This is a genomic window from Stenotrophomonas sp. GD04145 (genome assembly GCF_029835135.1).
In the GTDB taxonomy this organism is placed as follows: domain Bacteria; phylum Pseudomonadota; class Gammaproteobacteria; order Xanthomonadales; family Xanthomonadaceae; genus Stenotrophomonas; species Stenotrophomonas maltophilia_P.
In genome coordinates this window covers 1-18,438 of sequence record NZ_JAODZG010000005.1, presented here as the reverse complement: position 1 = coordinate 18,438, position 18,438 = coordinate 1, and the positions used below count along the sequence as shown (strand labels likewise).

The following is an 18,438-nucleotide window of genomic DNA, read 5'->3' as shown; positions in this document are numbered from 1 at the left end:
TCCCTTTTGCCTTGGCAAAAGGGATCTGACCCCACTCGCGCCGGCCGCTCAGCCTGCGCAGCGGGCGCAGAGTCCGTGCACTTCCAGCGTCTGCGCCTGCGGCTGGAAGCCGAGCTCCTTGGCCCGCTTCTCCAGCTGGCCGACGATCTCGCGGTCTTCCAGTTCCACCGCGCTGTGGCAGCTGTTGCAGATCAGGAACGGCACCGAATGCGCCGCACTGCTGGGGTGGTGGCAGGCCACGAAGGCATTCACCGATTCCAGCTTGTGCACGAAGCCATTGGCCATCAGGAAGTCCAGCGCGCGGTACACGGTGGGCGGGGCATCGGCACCCACGCCCTTGCCGTTGCGCACCCATTCCAGCAGCTCGTAGGCCTTGACCGGCTTGCCGGCTTCGGCGATCAGCTTCAGTACGTTGGCGCGGATGGGGGTCAGGCGCAGCCCGCGTTCGCGCGAGACACGCTCGACCACCGCCACGAAATCCGATGCGTCATGGACGTGGTGGTGGGGGGCGGTACAGGCAGTGGCAGTCTTGGCGGGCATGCGCGTTCTCCGGTTCGGCCTGGCAAGGATGCCTCAGACCGTTGCTACCTTGGTAATGGCCGCGTCGATGCGTTTCAAGGCCTGCTCACGGCCGGCCAGGTACACGGTGTGGGAAATGTCAGGGCTGACCTGGGTACCGGTGATGGCCACGCGCAGCGGCTGGGCGACCTTGCCCATGCCGATCTCCAGCGCGGCGGCCGTGTCGTGCAGGGCCGTGCCGACCGCTTCGGCCGTCCATTCCGGCAGCGCCGCCAGCAGTTCACGGGCCTTGCCCAGGGCGACCTCGGCCCCGGCCTTGAAGTGCTTGGCCACTGCGGCTTCGTCGTAGTCGTTCAGCGGCTGGTACCAGACCACGGCCTTCTCGGCCATTTCCTTCAGGGTCTGCACGCGTTCACGCAGGGCGATCACCACGTCTACCGGTGCCGGGCCCGCCGCCACGTCCAGGCCCAGCTTCTGCAGCTGGTAGACCAGGTGCGGCGCGATGTCGGCCGGTTCCACGGTCTTCAGGAAGTGCTGGTTGACCCAGCCCAGCTTGGCCATGTCCAGGCGCGACGCCTTGGAGTTGCAGTCCTTCACATCGAACAGGTCGATCAGTTCCTGGCGGGTAAACAGTTCCTGGTCACCATGCGACCAGCCCAGGCGGGCCAGGTAGCTCAGCAGTGCGTCCGGCAGGTAGCCGGCATCCCGGTACTGCATCACGTCGGCGGCACCGGTGCGCTTGGACAGCTTGGCGCCCTGCTCGTCCAGGATCATCGGCATGTGGCCGAACTTCGGCACCGGTGCACCGATGCCTTCGTACAGGTTGATCTGGCGCGGCGTGTTGTTGATGTGGTCGTCACCGCGGATGACCTCGGTGATGCCCATGTCCCAGTCATCCACCACCACCGCGAAGTTGTAGGTGGGATAGCCGTCCGGACGGAAGATGACCATGTCATCCAGTTCGCTGTTGGCGATCTCGATCCGGCCCTTGATCAGGTCATCGAACACCACCGTGCCCTGCAGCGGATTCTTGAAGCGGATGACACGGTTCGGGTCGTCCCGGTACGGCAGGCCCAGCTCGCGCGCTGCACCGTTGTAGCGCGGCTTTTCCTGCCTGGCCATGGCGGCTTCGCGCATCGCGTCCAGCTCTTCCCGGGTTTCATAGGCGTAGTAGGCCTTGCCGTCGGCAATCAGCTGCTCGGCGACTTCCCGGTAACGGGCCACCCGGTCGGTCTGGTAGATCGGGCCTTCGTCGTAGTCCAGGCCCAGCCACTCCATCGCCTCCAGGATGGCGTCGATCGCCCCCTGGGTGCTGCGTTCACGGTCGGTATCCTCGATGCGCAGCACGAACTCGCCGCCGCGATGGCGGGCCTCCAGCCAGCAGTACAGCGCGGTGCGGGCGCCACCGATATGCAGATAACCGGTAGGACTGGGGGCGAAGCGGGTGCGGCAGGTCATGTGGGGCTCGAGGAACGGGAATTCCGCGATTTTACCACCAGCCCCGCGCCGGCACGGAGGGACGGACGGGGTCCGCCCCTCCGGCTCACGTCACGGCTGCGGCTCGGCCTTGCGCGGGAACGACTGCTCTCGCATCGCCGCGTTGTAGGCAAAGGAGGCCACGATGGCCGCTGCCTGCTTGAGATCTTCGGGCTCGGCGTGGTCCCAGGTGTCCAGGTGGCTGTGGTGGACATTGGTGAAGTAATCCAGCCGGTCCTGGATGAACTGGAAGCCGGGCAGGCCGATGCGGTCGAAGCTGATGTGGTCGGTGCTGCCGGTGTTGCGGGTCGCCACCGTGGTGGCGCCGACATCATGGAACGGGGCGAGCCAGGCCTCGAAGATCGGCATCGCCGCCAGGTTCTCCTGCGCGTAGATGCCACGGAAGCGGCCGGAGCCGTTGTCCATGTTGAAGTAGACCTGGAACTTGCTGTAGTCGCGGGTCTTGCGCAGCGGTCCGGTGGGGTCGCGCAGCGAGGCCGGCAACGCCTTCTGCGCAGCGTCCACCGGTTCCGGGAACTGGCCGAAGTGCTTGGCGACGTAGGCCTGCGAGCCGATCAGGCCCTGCTCCTCGCCGCTCCACAGCGCCACCCGGATGGTGCGCCGGGGCTTGGCACCGGTGGCCTTGAGGATGCGCATGGCTTCCATCATCACCGCCACGCCGGCCGCGTTGTCGGCCGCGCCGGTGCCGCTGTGCCAGGAATCGAGGTGCGCGCCGATCATCACCACCTCATCCGGCCTGCTGGTGCCCCGGATCTCCGCCAGCGTGTTGTAGCCGGGCTGATCGCTGTCGTCGGTGAAACGCGCGCTCACGTCCACCCGCAGGCGCACGGGCTGCTTGGCCTCCAGTGCACGCACCAGCGGATTGAAGTGCTCGGCGATCATCGCCAGCTCCGGAATGCCGACCGATTCCCCGGCCTTGCGCGAGCCGCCACCGGCCACGCGGATGATGCCGTTGTCCCAGCTGCTGATGCTGATCGAGGCCAGTGCGCCTTCCTCGACGAAGAAGGCGTTGACCTTGGCCGCCAGCGCCTGCCGCTCCTGGTACTCCTTCACCCGCTTGGCGCGCTCGGCGGTGGCGTCCTTGTCCTTGGGCAGTGTGAATTCCTGCAGTCCCTCCAGCGAGGTGGCGTCGTGACGATGCGAGTCCGGCTCGGTACCCCGCTTGTACTCGCGCGCCTCGCCGAGCAGCAGGATCTTCCCGCGCAGCTTGCCGCGGTACTTCTCGAAGTCTTCCGGCTTCTTGATGTCCACCTGTACCAGCTCGCCCTCGACCGGTCCGCGGGTGCCCGGCGTCCAGGCCTTGGGCAGTGCGTGCAGCGGCATCACGCGGTCGCCGAGCATCTCCACGCTGGCCGAGGTGAACTCCCAGCCACGGCCGAAGTCATCGAACGCTTCGTCGTGGACATTGTCCAGCTTCCATTCGGTGAACTTGCTGCGGGTCCACGCGTTTGCGCGCCCCATCGCCGGGGAGTTGGTCAGGCGCGGCCCGATGCGCTCGGTGAGATAGCTGAAGGTGTCCATCACCTGCGAGCGATGGAACGCCTCCTGGCGGATGCGGCTGACCATGTCCAGGTCCACCGGCTCGCGCTGCTGCGCCATCGCATTGCCGCTCATCGCCAGCGCAACCGCCAGCACACCCCACTTCAGCACATCCCACCCCTGCCCTTCGGCTCGATCATCAACCCCTCGAGTCTAGCCAGCGGGGGCGCCCGGCCCCCGTCCCATCGGTCATGGGCGGTGCGGACGCCTCATCCGCTCCAGCCCAGCCACAGCTGGGCGCGCATGGGCAGCAGCAGCAACCAGTGCCGCCGGTCGATGCTGCTGCAGCCGAATACCGCAGCGTGCGTGGGCCAGTCGCCGGGCAGGCCGGCGATGCCGATCTCGGCCAACGCCCCCGGCCCGGCCTTCCAGGGCCGGTAGCGCGGCACCTTTCCACCCAGCACGCCACGTCCCTGCCGTGCACCGTCCAGCCACTCCAGTCCCTGCCCCAGCACTCCTTCGCAGGTGGCCGCCGCCAGCTGGAAGCGGACCAGGCCGGGGGCGATCCGTGCCCCCGGCAGGGCCGCCAGCACGCCATGCGCCTGCAGCAGTGCATCCACTTCGAGCAGAGCCGGAATGCCTTGCTGGGCTCTCAGCCGCAATCCCTGGCGCCATCCCATCGCGTTCTCCTCACTTTGCTTCCGCGCCCAGCGCATACCAGTCCACGCGGCGGGTCACCCACATCGCCAGCGCCAGAATCACGAACAGCAGCAGCGAGCCCATCAGCAGTGCGTTGTTCTCCGAGACCAGCAGCCCGTAAAGCGCGCCATACAGCACGGTCAGCAGCGCGGCGAAGCCCAGGCCGCGCTTCCAGTGACCGAGCACGTTGGCCAGATACACCGCCTGCAGGCCGATGCAGGCCGCCGCCGAGACCAGATAGGCCTTCCAGAAGGCGATGTGCTCGGACAGGCTGATCAGCAGCAGGAAGAAGATCGCCAGCGCCAGGCCCACCATCAGGTACTGCAGCGGGTGGATGCGCAGCGATTTGATCAGCTCGAACAGAATGAAGCCGACGAAGGTGAGCAGCACGAACAGCACGCCATACTTGGAGGCGCGATCCGCCTGCGTGTAGGCGTCGACCGGATCGACCAGCGACACGCTCACCGCCTGCGACGCCACCGCGCCATCGCTGCGCAGCTGGCGCTGGGCATCGGAGGCCAGCGAGGACACTGCCCAGCGTGCGTCGAAGCCCTGCGCATCGACGCGGCGTTCGTTCGGCAGGAAGGCGCCGGCGAAGGATGGATGCGGCCAGCGCGAACGCAGTGCGATGCGGTTGTCATCGCCTACCGGCACGACCGACAACATCCGGCTGCCGTCCAGCCGCAGCTCCAGCTCCACCGTGCTTGCTGCCAGCTGTCCACCCTGCACCCCGGCAAAGCCCGCCACGGGGGCATGCAGGCCGCGCCCCAGTTCCGCAGCGGCGCCGACACCCGGCAGCAGGCGCACCTGGCGGCCATCCACGCGCAGGTTGGGCGTCCCGACCAGGCCACGCGCGTCAGACACGCCCAACGCCACATAGGGCTGGCCATAGGTACGGCCTGGCTTGACCGGATAGTCGTCAGCCGCGAAAGAGGCCTTCAACTGGCCGTTCCAGCTGTACACCGGCACCTTGAACAGCCCGACCTCACGCTGGCTGGGCAGCATCTCGCCGCCAACGTCGAGCGAGGCCGGCATCTGCAGCCAGTGCCCTTCGCTGACCTGCACCTCGGTCTTCTTGTTGCCCTTGGCGTCGACGACTTCCACCTGCTGGCGCTCCACCCACGGCACCACCCGCACCGGCCCCACCAGCTGCTGCGCGCCGGCGCGGCTGTCAGCGACCCGCGCGAAGGCTTCGTCGCGGTATTGGCTGCGCTCGTTGATCACGCTGCGGATCATCATCAGCGGAATCAGCAGCAGCAGGATCAGTCCGCCGACAATGGCGAACCGCAGCAGCATCTTCAGGGATTTCATGGTCCATCCTCGTTGGAGAGGGCTGCAGGATGGACCGTCGCGGTGAGCGGGGTTTGTGGCGAATTTGAAGCGGATGTGAAGTCAGCGCCGCGTGCGCGGGCCGGGCATGCCCAGCGGCAACCACAGGCTGGCCACGGTCCCGCCGCCGTCGCGGGCCTGCAGCTGGACACGGCCATCGTGCAGGCGCGCTACTTCCTGCACGAACGGCAGCCCGAGGCCGGAGCTGCGGCGGCCACTGCCGGGACGGGCCAACGAATAGAAACGCTCGAACACGCGGTCACGGGCATAGTCGGGAATGCCGGCCCCCCGGTCGGCCACCTGCAGGCGCACGCCGCCGTCGTCAACCTGAGCCCGCAGCACCACCTCCGTCCCCGATGGAGAGAAGGCAACCGCGTTGTCGACCAGGTTGTTCAGCGCCTGCCGCAGCAGATAGGCATCACCCTGCACGCTCAGATCCGCCACGGCATCAGTGCGTACCTCGACGCCGGCCGCCTGCGCGCGCACCTGCGCGGCTGCGACGGTCTGCTGCAGCAGGTCCGGCAGTGCGATCGGCGCACGCGTCTGCAGCCAGCCATGCTGCTCCACTTCGGCCAGCGCCAGCAGCTTGTCGATGGTTTCGGTCAACCGCTCCTGCTGCTCGAGGATGCTGCGCGCGAAGTGCGCACGGTCGGCATCGGCCATCGGTTCCTGCAGCAGCTCGGCGGCGCCGCGTATCGCGGCCAGTGGACTCTTCATTTCGTGCGTCAGCGACTGCACGTACTGCTCGACGTAGGCCTTGCCTTCGAGTTTGCGCCGCATGGTCTCCAGCGCCTGGCCGAGATCACCGATCTCATCACGGCGGCGGCGTGGCGGCGGCACCGGCTCACCGGCGGTGACCGCGCGCGCATAACGGCTGAGCTGGCCCAGGCCGGTGGTCAACCACATCGTCACCAGCACCCCGACCAGCGCCGAGAGTCCTATCAGCCACGCGCCGCGTTCGATGATGGCGCGCTGGCTGGCCGCAATGAACGGATCGATGCTGCGGTTGGGCTGGGCCAGGGTGAGCACGCCGATGAGAGTGCGGCCATCGCCCGGGTCGTACACCGGCGCGGCCACATGCATCACGGTGTTGCCCTCCTCGCCCGGCGTCTCCGGGCTGGAGCGGGCACCGTACTCGCCGCGCAGGGTGCGGTAGACATCGTTCCAGCGCGAGTTGTCACGACCGACGTCGCGGCCCAGCGAATCGTAGATCACGATGCCTTTCGCATCGGTGATCGTCACCCGGTAATCGAGGGCGCGCTTGGGAAAGCGCCACACCATCGCTTTCAGGTCACGCTGCCGCGCCTTGGCGAGGTTGCGGGTGAAGCTCCCGCTGTTGATGGTGCCGGCCTTGACGTCCGCCGCCGCCATCTCGGCCAGCACGTTGGCCGCATCGACCAGGGTCGATTCCATCGCCTGGCGCACGCCCGGCTTCACTTCGTTGACGAACACGCGCATGACGAAGAACGCGGCGATGCCCACGATCAGGAAGAAGCCCAGGAACAGCTTCATCACCAGACGCATCGCTCACACCTCCAGGGCGTAGCCCAAGCCACGGTGGGTCCGGATCGGGTCGGTGCTGGCGCCGGCCGCGCGCAGCTTGGCACGCAGGGTCTTGACGTGCGTATCGACCGTGCGGTCGGCGCTGTCGGCACTGCTGTCCCAGCCGCGGTCCATCAGCTGGGCGCGGCTGAGGATGGCCCCGGGGCGTTGCAGCAGGGCTTCCAGCAGGGCGTACTCGTAGCGGGTCAGGTCCAGCGCCTGGCCGTGGAAGCGGACACGCCGGCCCTCGCGGTCGATGGCGAAGGCGCCATGCGTCTGCCAGCCTGCATCGGTGTCGCTGGCAGCAGGCGCCGCCCGCCGCAGCCGCGCGCGTACCCGCGCCACCAGCTCGCGCGGCGAGAACGGCTTGGCCATGTAGTCATCGGCGCCCAGCTCCAGACCCAGCACCCGGTCCAGTTCGTCGTTGCGGGCGGTCAGGAAGATCACCGGCAGCTGCGCCTGCGGACCGGGCAGCGCACGCAGCCGACGACAGACCTCGAAGCCGCTCAGGTCCGGCAGGCCTACATCCAGCACCACCACATCGATGCCACCGTCCCGCAGCCGTTGCAGGGCATCGCTGCCGAGCAGGCAGTGACTGGCCAGGTAGCCCTCGCTGCGCAGCGCGTAGAGCACGGTTTCGGCGATGGCGGCTTCGTCCTCGACCACCAGGACATGGGCAACGGGAGCTGTCATGGCGCGCAGCATAGCCGCTGCGGCCGCCGCCCCGTACACTGCCCGCATGAATTACCGCCATGCCTTCCACGCCGGCAACCATGCCGATGTCCTCAAGCACATCGTGCAGCTGGCCCTGATCGACAGCTTCAAGCGCAAGGACAGCCCGTTCTTCGTGCTGGACACCCACGGCGGCGCTGGCCGCTATCTGCTGGCCAGCGAAGAGAGCCGCAAGACGCTGGAGGCCGAATCCGGGGTCATGCGCCTGATGGCGCAGCCGAAGCTGCCGGACGTGGTCGAGCGCTACCTGAAGGCCGTGCAGGCCGACAATCCGGTCGGCGCGCTGACCAACTACCCCGGCTCGCCCCTGCTCACCGCCCAGGCCATGCGTGCGCAGGACCGGATGGCGGTATGCGAGCTGCAGGAAGACGAAGCAGGCACGCTCAAGGCCCTGTTCGCCCATGACAGCCGGGTCGGCGTGCACCCGGGCGACGGCTATGCACTGCTGCGCTCGCTGCTGCCGCCGAAGGTCAACGGCAGCAAGATCGGCCGCGGCCTGGTGCTGATCGACCCGCCCTACGAGGCCCAGGACGCCGAGTACCAGCGTATCCTGGCAGCGCTGGCCGAGACGCTGGCGCGCTGGCCGCAGGCCACCTGCGCGGTGTGGTTCCCGATCAAGCAGCGCCGCACGATCCTGCATTTCCTGCGCAAGGCCACTGCCTTGCCGGTCAAGTCGGCAGTGACCATCGAGTTCCTGGTACGCCCCGACGACTCACCGCTGCGCCTCAACGGCAGCGGCATGCTGGTGCTCAACGCCCCCTGGCAGTTCGACCGGGCGGTCGGTCCGGCCCTGCCGGCGCTGCGCCAGCACCTGGGTGAGCCCGGCGCCAGCACCCGCCTGGATTGGCTCAAGGCACCTGAATAATGGCCTTCACGAGGCTGTACGCCCGTGAGCCTTTTGTTCACGGAAGACAGCCCCGGTGATGCCACAATCGATGGACCACCAAGGAATCACCCGGTATGGCCACTCGCAACCGCATGCCGCCCTGGCATGAGATCTTCAAGGCTCCCAGCGGCCACGAGCTGCTGATCCGCCCCATCCGCCCGGAAGACAGCGCGCCGCTGCAAGCGGCCTTCAGCCTGTTCGGGCCGGAAGAAATCCGCGACCGTTTCCTGCAGGCGGTGACCGAGCTGTCACCGGAAACCACCCAGCGCCTGACCCATCCGAATCCCAAGACCGAGATCACCCTGGTCGCGGCCGAGTCCCTGCCCGCCGGTGAGGCCGTGGTCGGTGCGGTCGCCCGGGCCTCGATCATCCCCGGTACCCGCGAAGCCGAGTACGCGATCCTGATCAGCCGCTTCCTCATCGGCCAGGGCCTGGGCCGGCAGCTGATGCGCAAGCTGGTGAAGTGGGGCCGGGGCAAGTACCTGGATCGCCTGTACGGCGATGTGGCGGCCGAGAACGAGCCGATGAAGCAGCTGGCCGCCTCGCTGGGCTTCAAGCCCGTTCCGCACCCGAACGGCACCGAAGGGCTGGTACGCATGGTGCTGGAACTGGACAACTGACGGTGACGCCGGGCGCCGCCCGGCGATGCCGTTGCAGCCACTGCGCCCGCCGGGCATGGCCCGGCGCTGCCCGCTCACGCAGCAATCATGGGGCGGGTGGAGGCTTCTGCTAAAATCCGCGGTCCATGTCGCGTACTTCATACCCCGCCCCGCCGCTGCCGCGCGCCGGCCAGCTCCGCGCCTGGTGGCGCGCCCCCGCTTCACCGACCGCCCTGGCCTGGTACCTGGCCCAGGCGGCGCGCGCGCATGACGCGCCGTTGCTGGTGGTTGCCCGTGACAACCACGGCGCCAACCAGCTCGAAGCCGATCTGCAGACCCTGCTGGGCAATGATCCCGCGCTGCCGGTGATCGCCTTCCCGGACTGGGAAACCCTGCCCTACGACCGCTTCAGCCCGCATCCGGACATCATCTCGCAGCGCCTGGCGGCCCTGCACCGCCTGCCTGCGCTCAAGCGCGGCCTGGTGGTGGTGCCGGTCCAGACCCTGCTGCAGCAGCTGGCCCCGCGCAGTTACGTGATCGGCGGCAGCTTCGACCTGAAGGTCGGCCAGCGCCTGGACCTGGAGGCCGAAAAACGCCGCCTGGAAAGCGCCGGCTACCGCAACGTGCCGCAGGTGATGGACCCCGGTGACTTCGCCGTGCGCGGTGGCCTGCTCGATGTGTTCCCGATGGGCGCCGACGAGCCCTTGCGGGTGGAGCTGCTGGACGAGGACATCGACTCGATCCGCGCCTTCGACCCGGAAAGCCAGCGCTCGCTGGACAGGGTCGAGTCGGTGCACATGCTGCCCGGTCGCGAAGTACCGATGGATGAGGCCAGCATCGGCCGCGTGCTGGCCGCCCTGCGTGAACGCTTCGATGTCGACACGCGCCGCAGTGCGCTGTACCAGGACCTCAAGTCCGGATTGGCCCCGGCCGGCATCGAGTACTACCTGCCGCTGTTCTTCGATCGCACCGCCAGCCTGTTCGACTACCTGCCTGCCGGCAGCCTGCCGGTGGTGTGTGCCGGCGCCGGCGAAGCCGCCGACGCGTTCTGGGCACAGACCGGCGAACGCTACGAGCAGCGCCGCCACGATGTCGAGCGCCCGCTGCTGCCGCCCTCGGCGCTGTACCTTTCGCCTGAGCAGCTGCGCGAGCGGCTGAACGACGCGCCACGCATCGAAGTATGGGCCGCCGACCATGCACGCATCGCCGATGCACATGCGCTGGGCGACCAGCCCCTGCCGGCGCTGCCGGTAGCGGCCCGCGAAGCGCCCGCTGGCGACGCGCTGAAATCCTTCCTCGGCCACTACCCCGGCCGGGTATTGATCGCCGCAGATTCACCGGGCCGCCGCGAAGCCCTGCTGGAAGTGCTGCAGGCGGCCGAACTGAAGCCGCCGGTGGTGGCCGACCTGCCCGCCTTCCTCGCCAGCGATGTGCGCTTTGCCATCGCCGTGGCGCCGCTGGAAGATGGCTTCGCCCTGGACGATCCGCGCCTGGCGGTCCTGACCGAACGCCAGCTGTTCCCCGAGCGCGCCGGCAGCACCCGCCGCACGCGCCGCGCCGGCCGCGAACCGGAAGCGATCATCCGTGACCTGGGCGAGCTGACCGAAGGCGCGCCGATCGTGCATGAGGATCATGGCGTGGGCCGTTATCGCGGCCTGATCGCGATGGACGTCGGTGGCATGCCGGGCGAGTTCCTGGAAATCGAGTATGCCAAGGGCGACCGCCTGTACGTGCCGGTCGCACAGCTGCACCTCATCAGCCGCTACTCCGGCGCATCCGCGGAGACCGCGCCCCTGCATTCGCTCGGGGGCGAGCAGTGGACCAAGGCCAAGCGCAAGGCCGCCGAGAAAGTGCGCGACGTCGCCGCCGAACTGCTGGAAATCCAGGCGCGCCGGCAGGCACGTGCCGGACTGGCCCTGCAGGTCGACCGCGCGATGTACGAACCATTCGCCGCCGGCTTCCCGTTCGAGGAGACGCCCGACCAGCTGGCCGCCATCGACGCGACCCTGCGCGACCTCGCCAGCAGCCAGCCGATGGACCGCGTGGTCTGCGGCGATGTGGGCTTCGGCAAGACCGAGGTCGCCGTGCGCGCCGCGTTCGCCGCTGCCAGTGCCGGCAAGCAGGTGGCGGTGCTGGTGCCGACCACGCTGCTGGCCGAACAGCACTACCGCAACTTCCGCGACCGCTTCGCCGATTACCCGCTCAAGGTGGAAGTACTGTCGCGCTTCAAGAGCACCAAGGAGATCAAGGCCGAACTGGAGAAGGTCGCTGCCGGCACCATCGATGTCATCGTGGGCACCCACCGCCTGCTGCAGCCGGACGTGAAGTTCAAGGATCTGGGCATGGTCATCGTCGACGAGGAACAACGGTTCGGCGTACGCCAGAAGGAGGCGCTGAAGGCGTTGCGTGCCAACGTGCACCTGCTGACCCTGACCGCCACGCCGATCCCGCGCACGCTGAACATGGCCATGGCCGGCCTTCGCGACCTGTCGATCATCGCCACGCCGCCGCCGAACCGGCTGGCGGTACAGACCTTCATCACGCAATGGGACAACGCGCTGCTGCGCGAGGCCTTCCAGCGCGAACTGGCGCGTGGTGGCCAGCTGTACTTCCTGCACAACGACGTGGAGAGCATCGGCCGCATGCAGCGCGAGCTGTCCGAACTCGTGCCGGAAGCGCGCATCGGCATCGCCCATGGCCAGATGCCGGAGCGCGAACTGGAGAAGGTGATGCTGGATTTCCAGAAGCAGCGCTTCAACGTGCTGCTGTCGACCACGATCATCGAGTCGGGCATCGACATCCCCAACGCCAACACCATCATCATCAACCGCGCTGACCGCTTCGGCCTGGCCCAGCTGCACCAGCTGCGCGGCCGCGTGGGGCGTTCGCACCACCGCGCCTACGCCTACCTGATCACGCCTGACCGCCGTGCGATCACCCCGGATGCCGAGAAGCGCCTGGAAGCCATCGCCTCCATGGACGAGCTGGGCGCCGGCTTCACCCTGGCCACCCACGATCTGGAAATCCGCGGTGCCGGTGAACTGCTCGGCGAGGACCAGAGCGGGCAGATGGCCGAAGTCGGCTTCAGCCTGTATACCGAGCTCCTGGAGCGCGCGGTACGCAGCATCAAGCAGGGCAAGCTGCCCGACCTGGATGCCGGCGAGGAAGTGCGCGGTGCCGACGTCGAGCTGCATGTGCCGGCCCTGATTCCGGAAGACTACCTGCCGGACGTGCATACCCGCCTGACGCTGTACAAGCGCATTTCCAGCGCGCGCGACAACGATGCGCTGCGCGAGCTGCAGGTCGAGATGATCGATCGCTTCGGCCTGCTGCCGGACCCGGCCAAGCACCTGTTCGCGGTTGCCGAGCTGAAGCTGCGGGCCAACGCGCTGGGCATCCGCAAGCTGGATCTGGGCGAGAACGGCGGTCGCATCGTGTTCGAATCGAAGCCGGACATCGACCCGATGGCCGTGATCCAGCTGATCCAGAAGCAGCCGAACCTGTATGCGATGGAAGGCCCGGACAAACTCCGCATCAAGCACCCGCTACCCTTGCCGGAAGACCGCTTCAATGCGGCCCGCGCCCTGCTGACGACCCTCGCCCCGGGTTGATTTCCCACTGCCACCACCCCGCACCGGCCCCACCCGGTGCGGGCGGACAACCATGCTGCCTGACGCCGTAACCGCCCCCGACCTGCTGCACGCACAGGCCTGCCTGATCGATGCCCTGGCCATGTCGCTGCAGATGCGCGACGCCTACACCCGCCATCACTGTGACCGGGTCGGCCAACTGGCGCAGCGCCTGGCCCTGCACTGCGACCTGGACCAGGAGGCCGGCACGCGGGTCGCGCTGGCCGCGCGATTCCATGACATCGGCAAGATCGGCATTCCCGACGACGTGCTGCTGAGCCCTCGCCGGCACACCGAACAGGAGCGCGCGATCATGCGTGAGCATCCCGTGCGTGGCGAGCACATCTTCCTGACCACCGGCCGCAGCGATGCCGCCGCGGTGGCCAGGCTGATCCGGGCCCATCACGAGGCATTCGACGGCAGCGGCTATCCCGACGGCCTGCACGGCGAGCACATCCCGCTGGGCGCGCGCATTGTCACGCTCGCCGACGCCTACGATGCGATGACCAGTGATCGTCCGTACCGGGCGGCGATGGCGCACGGAACGGCACTGCGCATCCTCGATGACCAGGCCGGCGGCCTGATCGACCCCTACGTGCTGCAGCGCTTCCATCGCCTGCTGGCGCAGGAACCTGCGCTGGCCTGAGATCCGGCGCCACCGGGCGAACAGACAAAAGGCCCGGCTTGCGCCGGGCCTTTCGCATCACGCTTCACGTGTGATCGGTTACCAGATCACCACGCGCTTGTCGTCGGCACGCACCATCGCGTCACCGGCCTTGCACTGGAACGCAGCCGCGAACGACGGCATGTTCGAGGGTGCACCGTTGGCGCGGAAGTTGGCCGGCGCATGCGGATCGGTGTTCAGGCGCACGCGCAGTTCGCCATCGGTGAAGTTGCGACGCCACACGGTGGCCCAGTTCATGAAGAAGCGCTGGTCCTGGCTGTAGCCATCGACCTCGACGTTCGCCTTCGGATCTTCCTTCAGCGCCATCTGCAGCGCGTCATAGGCCACGGTCAGGCCGCCCAGGTCGCCGATGTTCTCGCCCAGGGTCAGCTTGCCCTTCACATTCACGCCGGGCACCGCTTCGTAGCCATCGAACTGCGCGACCAGCTGGTCGGTACGTTCGGTGAACGCCTTGCGGTCGGCATCGGTCCACCAGTTGTCGAAGTTGCCGTTGGCGGCGAACTGGCTGCCCGAATCGTCGTAGCCGTGCATCATCTCGTGGCCGATCACCGCGCCGATGCCGCCGTAGTTCAGTGCCGGATCGGCCTTGGCGTCGAAGAACGGCGCCTGCAGGATCGCTGCCGGGAACACGATCTCGTTCTTGGTGGCGTTGTAGTAGGCGTTGACGGTCTGCGGCGTCATGCCCCACTCGGTCCTGTCCACCGGCTTGCCGATCTTGTCCAGCATGTAGCGGTAGTTGAACGCACGCGCCGCCTGCATGTTGCCGAGGTAGCTGTCGCCGTTGGTCTGCAGGCCTGCCCAGTCACGCCACTTGTCCGGGTAACCGATCTTCGGGGTGAAGCTGGCCCACTTCTCCAGTGCCTTCTTCTTGGTTTCCTCCCCCATCCACGGCAGCTGCTCCAGGCGCACCTTCAACGCCTGCGACAGGTTTTCCACCAGGTGCTGCATGGCCACCTTCGACTCGGCCGGGAATACGGCGTCGACGTACAGCTGGCCCAGCGCCTCACCCATGCCGCCGTTGACCGACTCCAGCACGCGCTTCCAGCGCGGCTGCATTTCCTTCTGGCCACGCAGGGTGGTGCCATAGAAATCGAAGTTGGCCTTCTCGAACTGGCTGCTCAGGTACGGCGAGGCGTCATCGATGGTGTGGAAGCGCAGGTAGGCCTGCCAGGTGCTGGCCGGCACATCGGCCAGCATCTTGTCCATCTCGGAGAAGAAGCCCGGCTGGGCCAGCGAGAACTTCTGCGCGGCCGGCACCTTCAGGGTGTCGAACAGCGCGGTCCAGCTGAAATTCGGGGTCAGCCTGTCGGCGTCGGCAGCACTGAGCGGGTTGTAGCGCTTGGCCGGGTCACGCATTTCGATGCGCGACATGGACGCCTTGGCCAGGCGGGTTTCGAAGGCCATCACGGCCTTGGCCTGCTCGGCGGCCTGCGCGGCGTCCACGCCGGACAGGGTCAGCACCTGCGCGATGTAGGCCACGTAGGCGTCGCGGATCCTGGCCTGCGCATCATCGAAGTAGTAGCCCTTCTCCGGCAGGCCGAGGCCGCCCTGGCCGACGTAGGCGATGACATTGGCCGAATCCTTGTAATCGGCATTGGCGAACAGCGAGAACAGCACGCCCTTGCCCTCGGCCTGGCTGTCGCGCAGGTACTGGGTGAGGGTGGCGGTGTCCTTCAGCGCGGCGATCTTGTCGAGCTGCGGCTGCAGCGGCGCCAGGCCCGCAGCCTCGATCTTCGCTTCGTCGTTGCCGGTCTTCCAGATGTCGCCGATCTTGGCTTCCACCGAACCGGTCTTGGCCTGGCTGGCGGCAGCCTGCTGTACCAGCGCATGCTGCACTTCCAGCGAGCGCTCGCGCAGGATTTCGAAGCTGCCCCAGGTGGTCTGGTCGCCCGGTACCGGATTGGCCTTCAGCCACTTGCTGTTGACGAAGCCATTGAGGTCGGTGCAGGCCGCGATGGCCGGATCGAGATCGGCGCTGTTGAGCGAGATCAGCGGCGTCTTGATCTGTGACAGGTCGAAGGCCGGCGTAGCGTCGGCACTGGTCGCCGGTGCAGTTTCGTTCTTGCCACACGCAGCCAGGGAGGCGGCGATGGCGATGGTCAGGCCCAGCGGGGCCAGGTTGCGGACGTTCATGAGGCTCTCCTGCGGGTAATTCCACAGGGTAGACGGGGACGCCCGCGGCAGGGACCGGCCAAAGGTCACAGAGCGTTCGTCATGTGGCGCCGAGCCCTGCTCTGCGCCACAAAAAGCGAAGGCCGGCGTGCGCCGGCCTTCCGATGGTTACCTGGCCTTGCCCTGGTTGGCTACGGCCTCAGCGGCCTTGCGCGCCGCTTCCGGGTCGCCCAGGTAGCGGAACGACTGCACGGTCAGGTCATCGTTCAGTTCGAACAGCAGCGGAATGCCGGTCGGAATGTTCAGCTCGAGGATTTCCTCGCGCGAAACATTGTTGAGGTACTTGTACAGCGCGCGCAGCGAGTTGCCGTGGGCGGTGACCAGCACCGTCTTGCCGTCCTTCAGCTGCGGCGCGATGGCGTCGTGCCAGTACGGCAGCACGCGGTCGAGGGTGGTGGCCAGCGATTCGGTACCCGGCAGCGCGTTGCGGTCCAGCCCGGCGTAGCGACGGTCGTGGATCGGATGGCCCGGGTCTTCCAGATCCATCGGCGGCGGCGGGATGTCATAGGAGCGACGCCACACCTTGACCTGCTCCTCGCCGTGCTTTGCAGCGGTCTCGGCCTTGTCCAGGCCCTGCAGGCCGCCGTAATGGCGCTCGTTGAGACGCCAGGACTTGTTCACCGGCAGCCAGTCCTGCTCCAGCTCGGCCAGCGCACCCTGCAGGGTGTGGATGGCGCGCTTCAACACCGAGGTGTGGGCGACGTCGAACTGCAGACCTTCCTCGCGCATCAGGCGGCCCGCGGCAGCCGCTTCCCGGCGCCCCTGCTCCGTCAGGTCGACATCGACCCAGCCGGTGAAGCGGTTGTCCAGGTTCCACTGGCTCTGGCCATGGCGCAACAGTACGAGTTTACGGGTCACTGCAGGATCTCCAACGCGAGGAAAGGCAGGCCGCCATTGTAGCCCCGGGGCCGCTCACCGTGCCGTGGCGCGGCGCATGCGATGCTGTGATCGATGAATACCGTGATCGATCCCGGGCGCTGGCAGGGCAGCGTCGCCGCCGCACGCGAGCAACAGCTGCGACTTGCGGCGCTGGTGGAGCGCAGCGACCGGCTGCCGGGTACCGTACGCTGGCTGGCCGGGCTGGACGTCGGCTTCGAGGACGACGGCCGCACCACCCGCGCCGCAGCCGTGCTGCTGGATGCCGCCACCCTGCAACCGGTGGCCCGGGAGATCGCCCGCATTCCCACGGTGATGCCTTACATCCCTGGCCTGCTCAGCTTCCGCGAGCTGCCCGCCCTGCTCGCTGCACTCGCCCTGCTGCCGCGTTCGCCGGACCTGGTCTTCGTCGATGGGCACGGCATCAGCCACCCGCGACGGCTGGGCGTGGCGGCGCACCTGGGCGTGGTCATCGATCTGCCGAGCATCGGCGTGGCCAAGTCGAAACTGGTCGGTCGCTTCGTCGAGCCCGCAGACGAGGCTGGCGCGCATACGCCCCTGCTCGATGGCGATGAACAGCTCGGCTGGGTGCTGCGCAGCAAGGTCCGCTGCAGGCCGCTGTTCGTCGCTGGCGGGCATCGCGTCAGTGCCGATACCGCGCTGCAGTGGGTACAGCGGACGCTGCGTGGCTATCGCCTGCCGGAGCCGACCCGGCTGGCGGATCGGCTGGCGTCGCGAAGGGACGCGTAGCGGCAGATCAGCGGTGCACGTGGCCGCGATGGCCCTGCGCGTCCTCGCCGTGGTCGTGATCGTGCCGCGCATCCGCTGCAGCCCGATCGGGCGGCGCGGGATCTCCGCATGCCTCTCCGCAGTGATCCGCTTCAATCTGCAGGGTCACATGCTCGATGCCGAAGTCATCGTGCAGGCGACCTCCCAGCTCGCGGCGCAGCACGTCGGCGTCGGTACCGTCGCGCATCACGACATGCGCGGTCAGCGCCGGCGTGCTCGAGGCCAGTGCCCACACATGCAGGTCATGCACGTCCAGCACCGCGGCATGGCCGGACAGGCTGTCGCGGACCTTCGCCACATCCATGCCCTTGGGCACGCCTTCCAGCAGCACGTTGATCGCCTCGCGCATCAGCACATAGGTGCGTGGCAGCACCCACAGGCCGATCAGCACCGCCAGGATCGGGTCGATCGGCTGCCAGCCGGTCCAGCGGATCAGCAGCGCGCCGACGATCACCGCCACCGAGCCGAGCATGTCGGCCCACACTTCCAGGTAGGCACCTTTGACGTTGAGGCTTTCACCGCTGCCGGCCTGCAGCAGGCGCATCGAGATCAGATTGATGACCAGGCCGGCGGCGGCGATCACCAGCATGCCGGTGGAGGCAATCTCCTGCGGTTCGCGGAAGCGGCCGACCGCTTCCAACAGGATGTAGCCGGCCACCACGAACAGCATCGCGCCATTGATCATCGCGCCAAGGGCTTCCAGCCGCGCATAGCCATAGGTGCGGCGCGCATCCGGCGGACGCCGGCTCAAGCGCACCGCGACCAGCGCGATCATCAGTGCGAGCGCGTCGGTGGCCATGTGGGCCGCATCGGACAGCAGCGCCAGGCTGTTGGTCCAGAACGCGCCGACGACTTCGACGACAAGGAAGGTGGAAGTCAGCCCCAACGCCCACCACAACGGCTTCTCGTGGCGGATCTGGGACGGCAGGTGATCGTGGTCGTGGCCCATGCAACAGCTCCTGTGCGATGCGGTCAGGCTACGGCGTGGCTGCGGGGGAGACTATT

Annotated in this window: 15 protein-coding genes; 5 read left to right on the top strand and 10 right to left on the bottom strand. The window is 67.7% G+C overall.

The features are described from left to right. Positions 1–48: 48 nt before the first annotated feature. The 7 genes from N7367_RS04250 to creB all read right to left on the bottom strand — a co-directional run bounded on the left by N7367_RS04250 (position 49) and on the right by creB (position 7,770). Complete coding sequence (locus N7367_RS04250; protein WP_053517393.1) at positions 49–540, bottom strand: Fur family transcriptional regulator; 492 nt, start codon at positions 538–540, stop codon at positions 49–51. 33 nt (positions 541–573) lie between these two features. Then, the gene (gene gltX / locus N7367_RS04245; protein WP_279941803.1) at positions 574–1,977 is read right to left on the bottom strand and encodes a glutamate--tRNA ligase; all 1,404 of its coding nucleotides are present in this window, start codon (positions 1,975–1,977) and stop codon (positions 574–576) included. A gap of 90 nt (positions 1,978–2,067) precedes the next feature. Next, positions 2,068–3,666, bottom strand: a complete 1,599-nt coding sequence (locus tag N7367_RS04240; RefSeq protein ID WP_279941802.1) for a M20/M25/M40 family metallo-hydrolase — start codon at positions 3,664–3,666, stop codon at positions 2,068–2,070. 98 nt (positions 3,667–3,764) lie between these two features. Then, positions 3,765–4,175, bottom strand: coding sequence for a hypothetical protein (locus tag N7367_RS04235; protein ID WP_279941801.1), 411 nt, complete (start codon positions 4,173–4,175; stop codon positions 3,765–3,767). 10 nt (positions 4,176–4,185) lie between these two features. Further along, entirely contained in the window at positions 4,186–5,505 is a 1,320-nt protein-coding gene (gene creD, locus N7367_RS04230) for a cell envelope integrity protein CreD (RefSeq protein WP_065174662.1), read from the bottom strand. Between the two features lie 81 nt (positions 5,506–5,586). Further along, positions 5,587–7,047, bottom strand: coding sequence for a two-component system sensor histidine kinase CreC (gene creC / locus N7367_RS04225; protein ID WP_279941799.1), 1,461 nt, complete (start codon positions 7,045–7,047; stop codon positions 5,587–5,589). A gap of 3 nt (positions 7,048–7,050) precedes the next feature. Next, positions 7,051–7,770, bottom strand: coding sequence for a two-component system response regulator CreB (creB, locus tag N7367_RS04220; RefSeq protein WP_111185841.1), 720 nt, complete (start codon positions 7,768–7,770; stop codon positions 7,051–7,053). 34 nt (positions 7,771–7,804) lie between these two features. Here creB and rlmJ point away from each other — a divergent pair, with 34 nt between their 5' ends. From rlmJ to N7367_RS04200, 4 genes are all read left to right on the top strand, one after another. Next, positions 7,805–8,662 carry a 23S rRNA (adenine(2030)-N(6))-methyltransferase RlmJ gene (gene rlmJ / locus N7367_RS04215; protein ID WP_053517399.1) on the top strand — a complete coding sequence of 286 codons (858 nt, stop codon included), beginning with the start codon at positions 7,805–7,807 and terminating at the stop codon, positions 8,660–8,662. A 95-nt stretch (positions 8,663–8,757) separates the two neighbouring features. Beyond that, positions 8,758–9,303 carry a GNAT family N-acetyltransferase gene (locus N7367_RS04210; protein ID WP_053517384.1) on the top strand — a complete coding sequence of 182 codons (546 nt, stop codon included), beginning with the start codon at positions 8,758–8,760 and terminating at the stop codon, positions 9,301–9,303. Between the two features lie 125 nt (positions 9,304–9,428). Beyond that, positions 9,429–12,893 (top strand): transcription-repair coupling factor, encoded by a 3,465-nt coding sequence (mfd, locus tag N7367_RS04205; protein WP_279941797.1) that lies wholly within the window; start codon positions 9,429–9,431, stop codon positions 12,891–12,893. A 52-nt stretch (positions 12,894–12,945) separates the two neighbouring features. After that, complete coding sequence (locus N7367_RS04200; protein ID WP_279941796.1) at positions 12,946–13,557, top strand: HD domain-containing phosphohydrolase; 612 nt, start codon at positions 12,946–12,948, stop codon at positions 13,555–13,557. Positions 13,558–13,635: 78 nt separating this feature from the next. On the opposite strand, the gene N7367_RS04195 is transcribed toward N7367_RS04200, so the two are convergent. Both N7367_RS04195 and gpmA read right to left on the bottom strand, forming a co-directional pair. After that, positions 13,636–15,729, bottom strand: coding sequence for a M13 family metallopeptidase (locus N7367_RS04195; RefSeq protein ID WP_193395625.1), 2,094 nt, complete (start codon positions 15,727–15,729; stop codon positions 13,636–13,638). Positions 15,730–15,876: 147 nt separating this feature from the next. Then, a complete protein-coding gene (gene gpmA, locus N7367_RS04190) occupies positions 15,877–16,626 on the bottom strand; it encodes a 2,3-diphosphoglycerate-dependent phosphoglycerate mutase (protein ID WP_053517379.1) in 750 nt (249 codons plus the stop codon). Between the two features lie 93 nt (positions 16,627–16,719). On the opposite strand from gpmA, the gene nfi reads away from it, so the two are divergent. Continuing rightward, the gene (gene nfi / locus N7367_RS04185; protein WP_279941795.1) at positions 16,720–17,394 is read left to right on the top strand and encodes a deoxyribonuclease V; all 675 of its coding nucleotides are present in this window, start codon (positions 16,720–16,722) and stop codon (positions 17,392–17,394) included. Positions 17,395–17,401: 7 nt separating this feature from the next. Here the strand turns inward: nfi and N7367_RS04180 are convergent, their stop codons facing one another. Beyond that, positions 17,402–18,382 (bottom strand): cation diffusion facilitator family transporter, encoded by a 981-nt coding sequence (locus N7367_RS04180; protein ID WP_279941794.1) that lies wholly within the window; start codon positions 18,380–18,382, stop codon positions 17,402–17,404. Between the last annotated feature and the right edge of the window lie 56 nt (positions 18,383–18,438).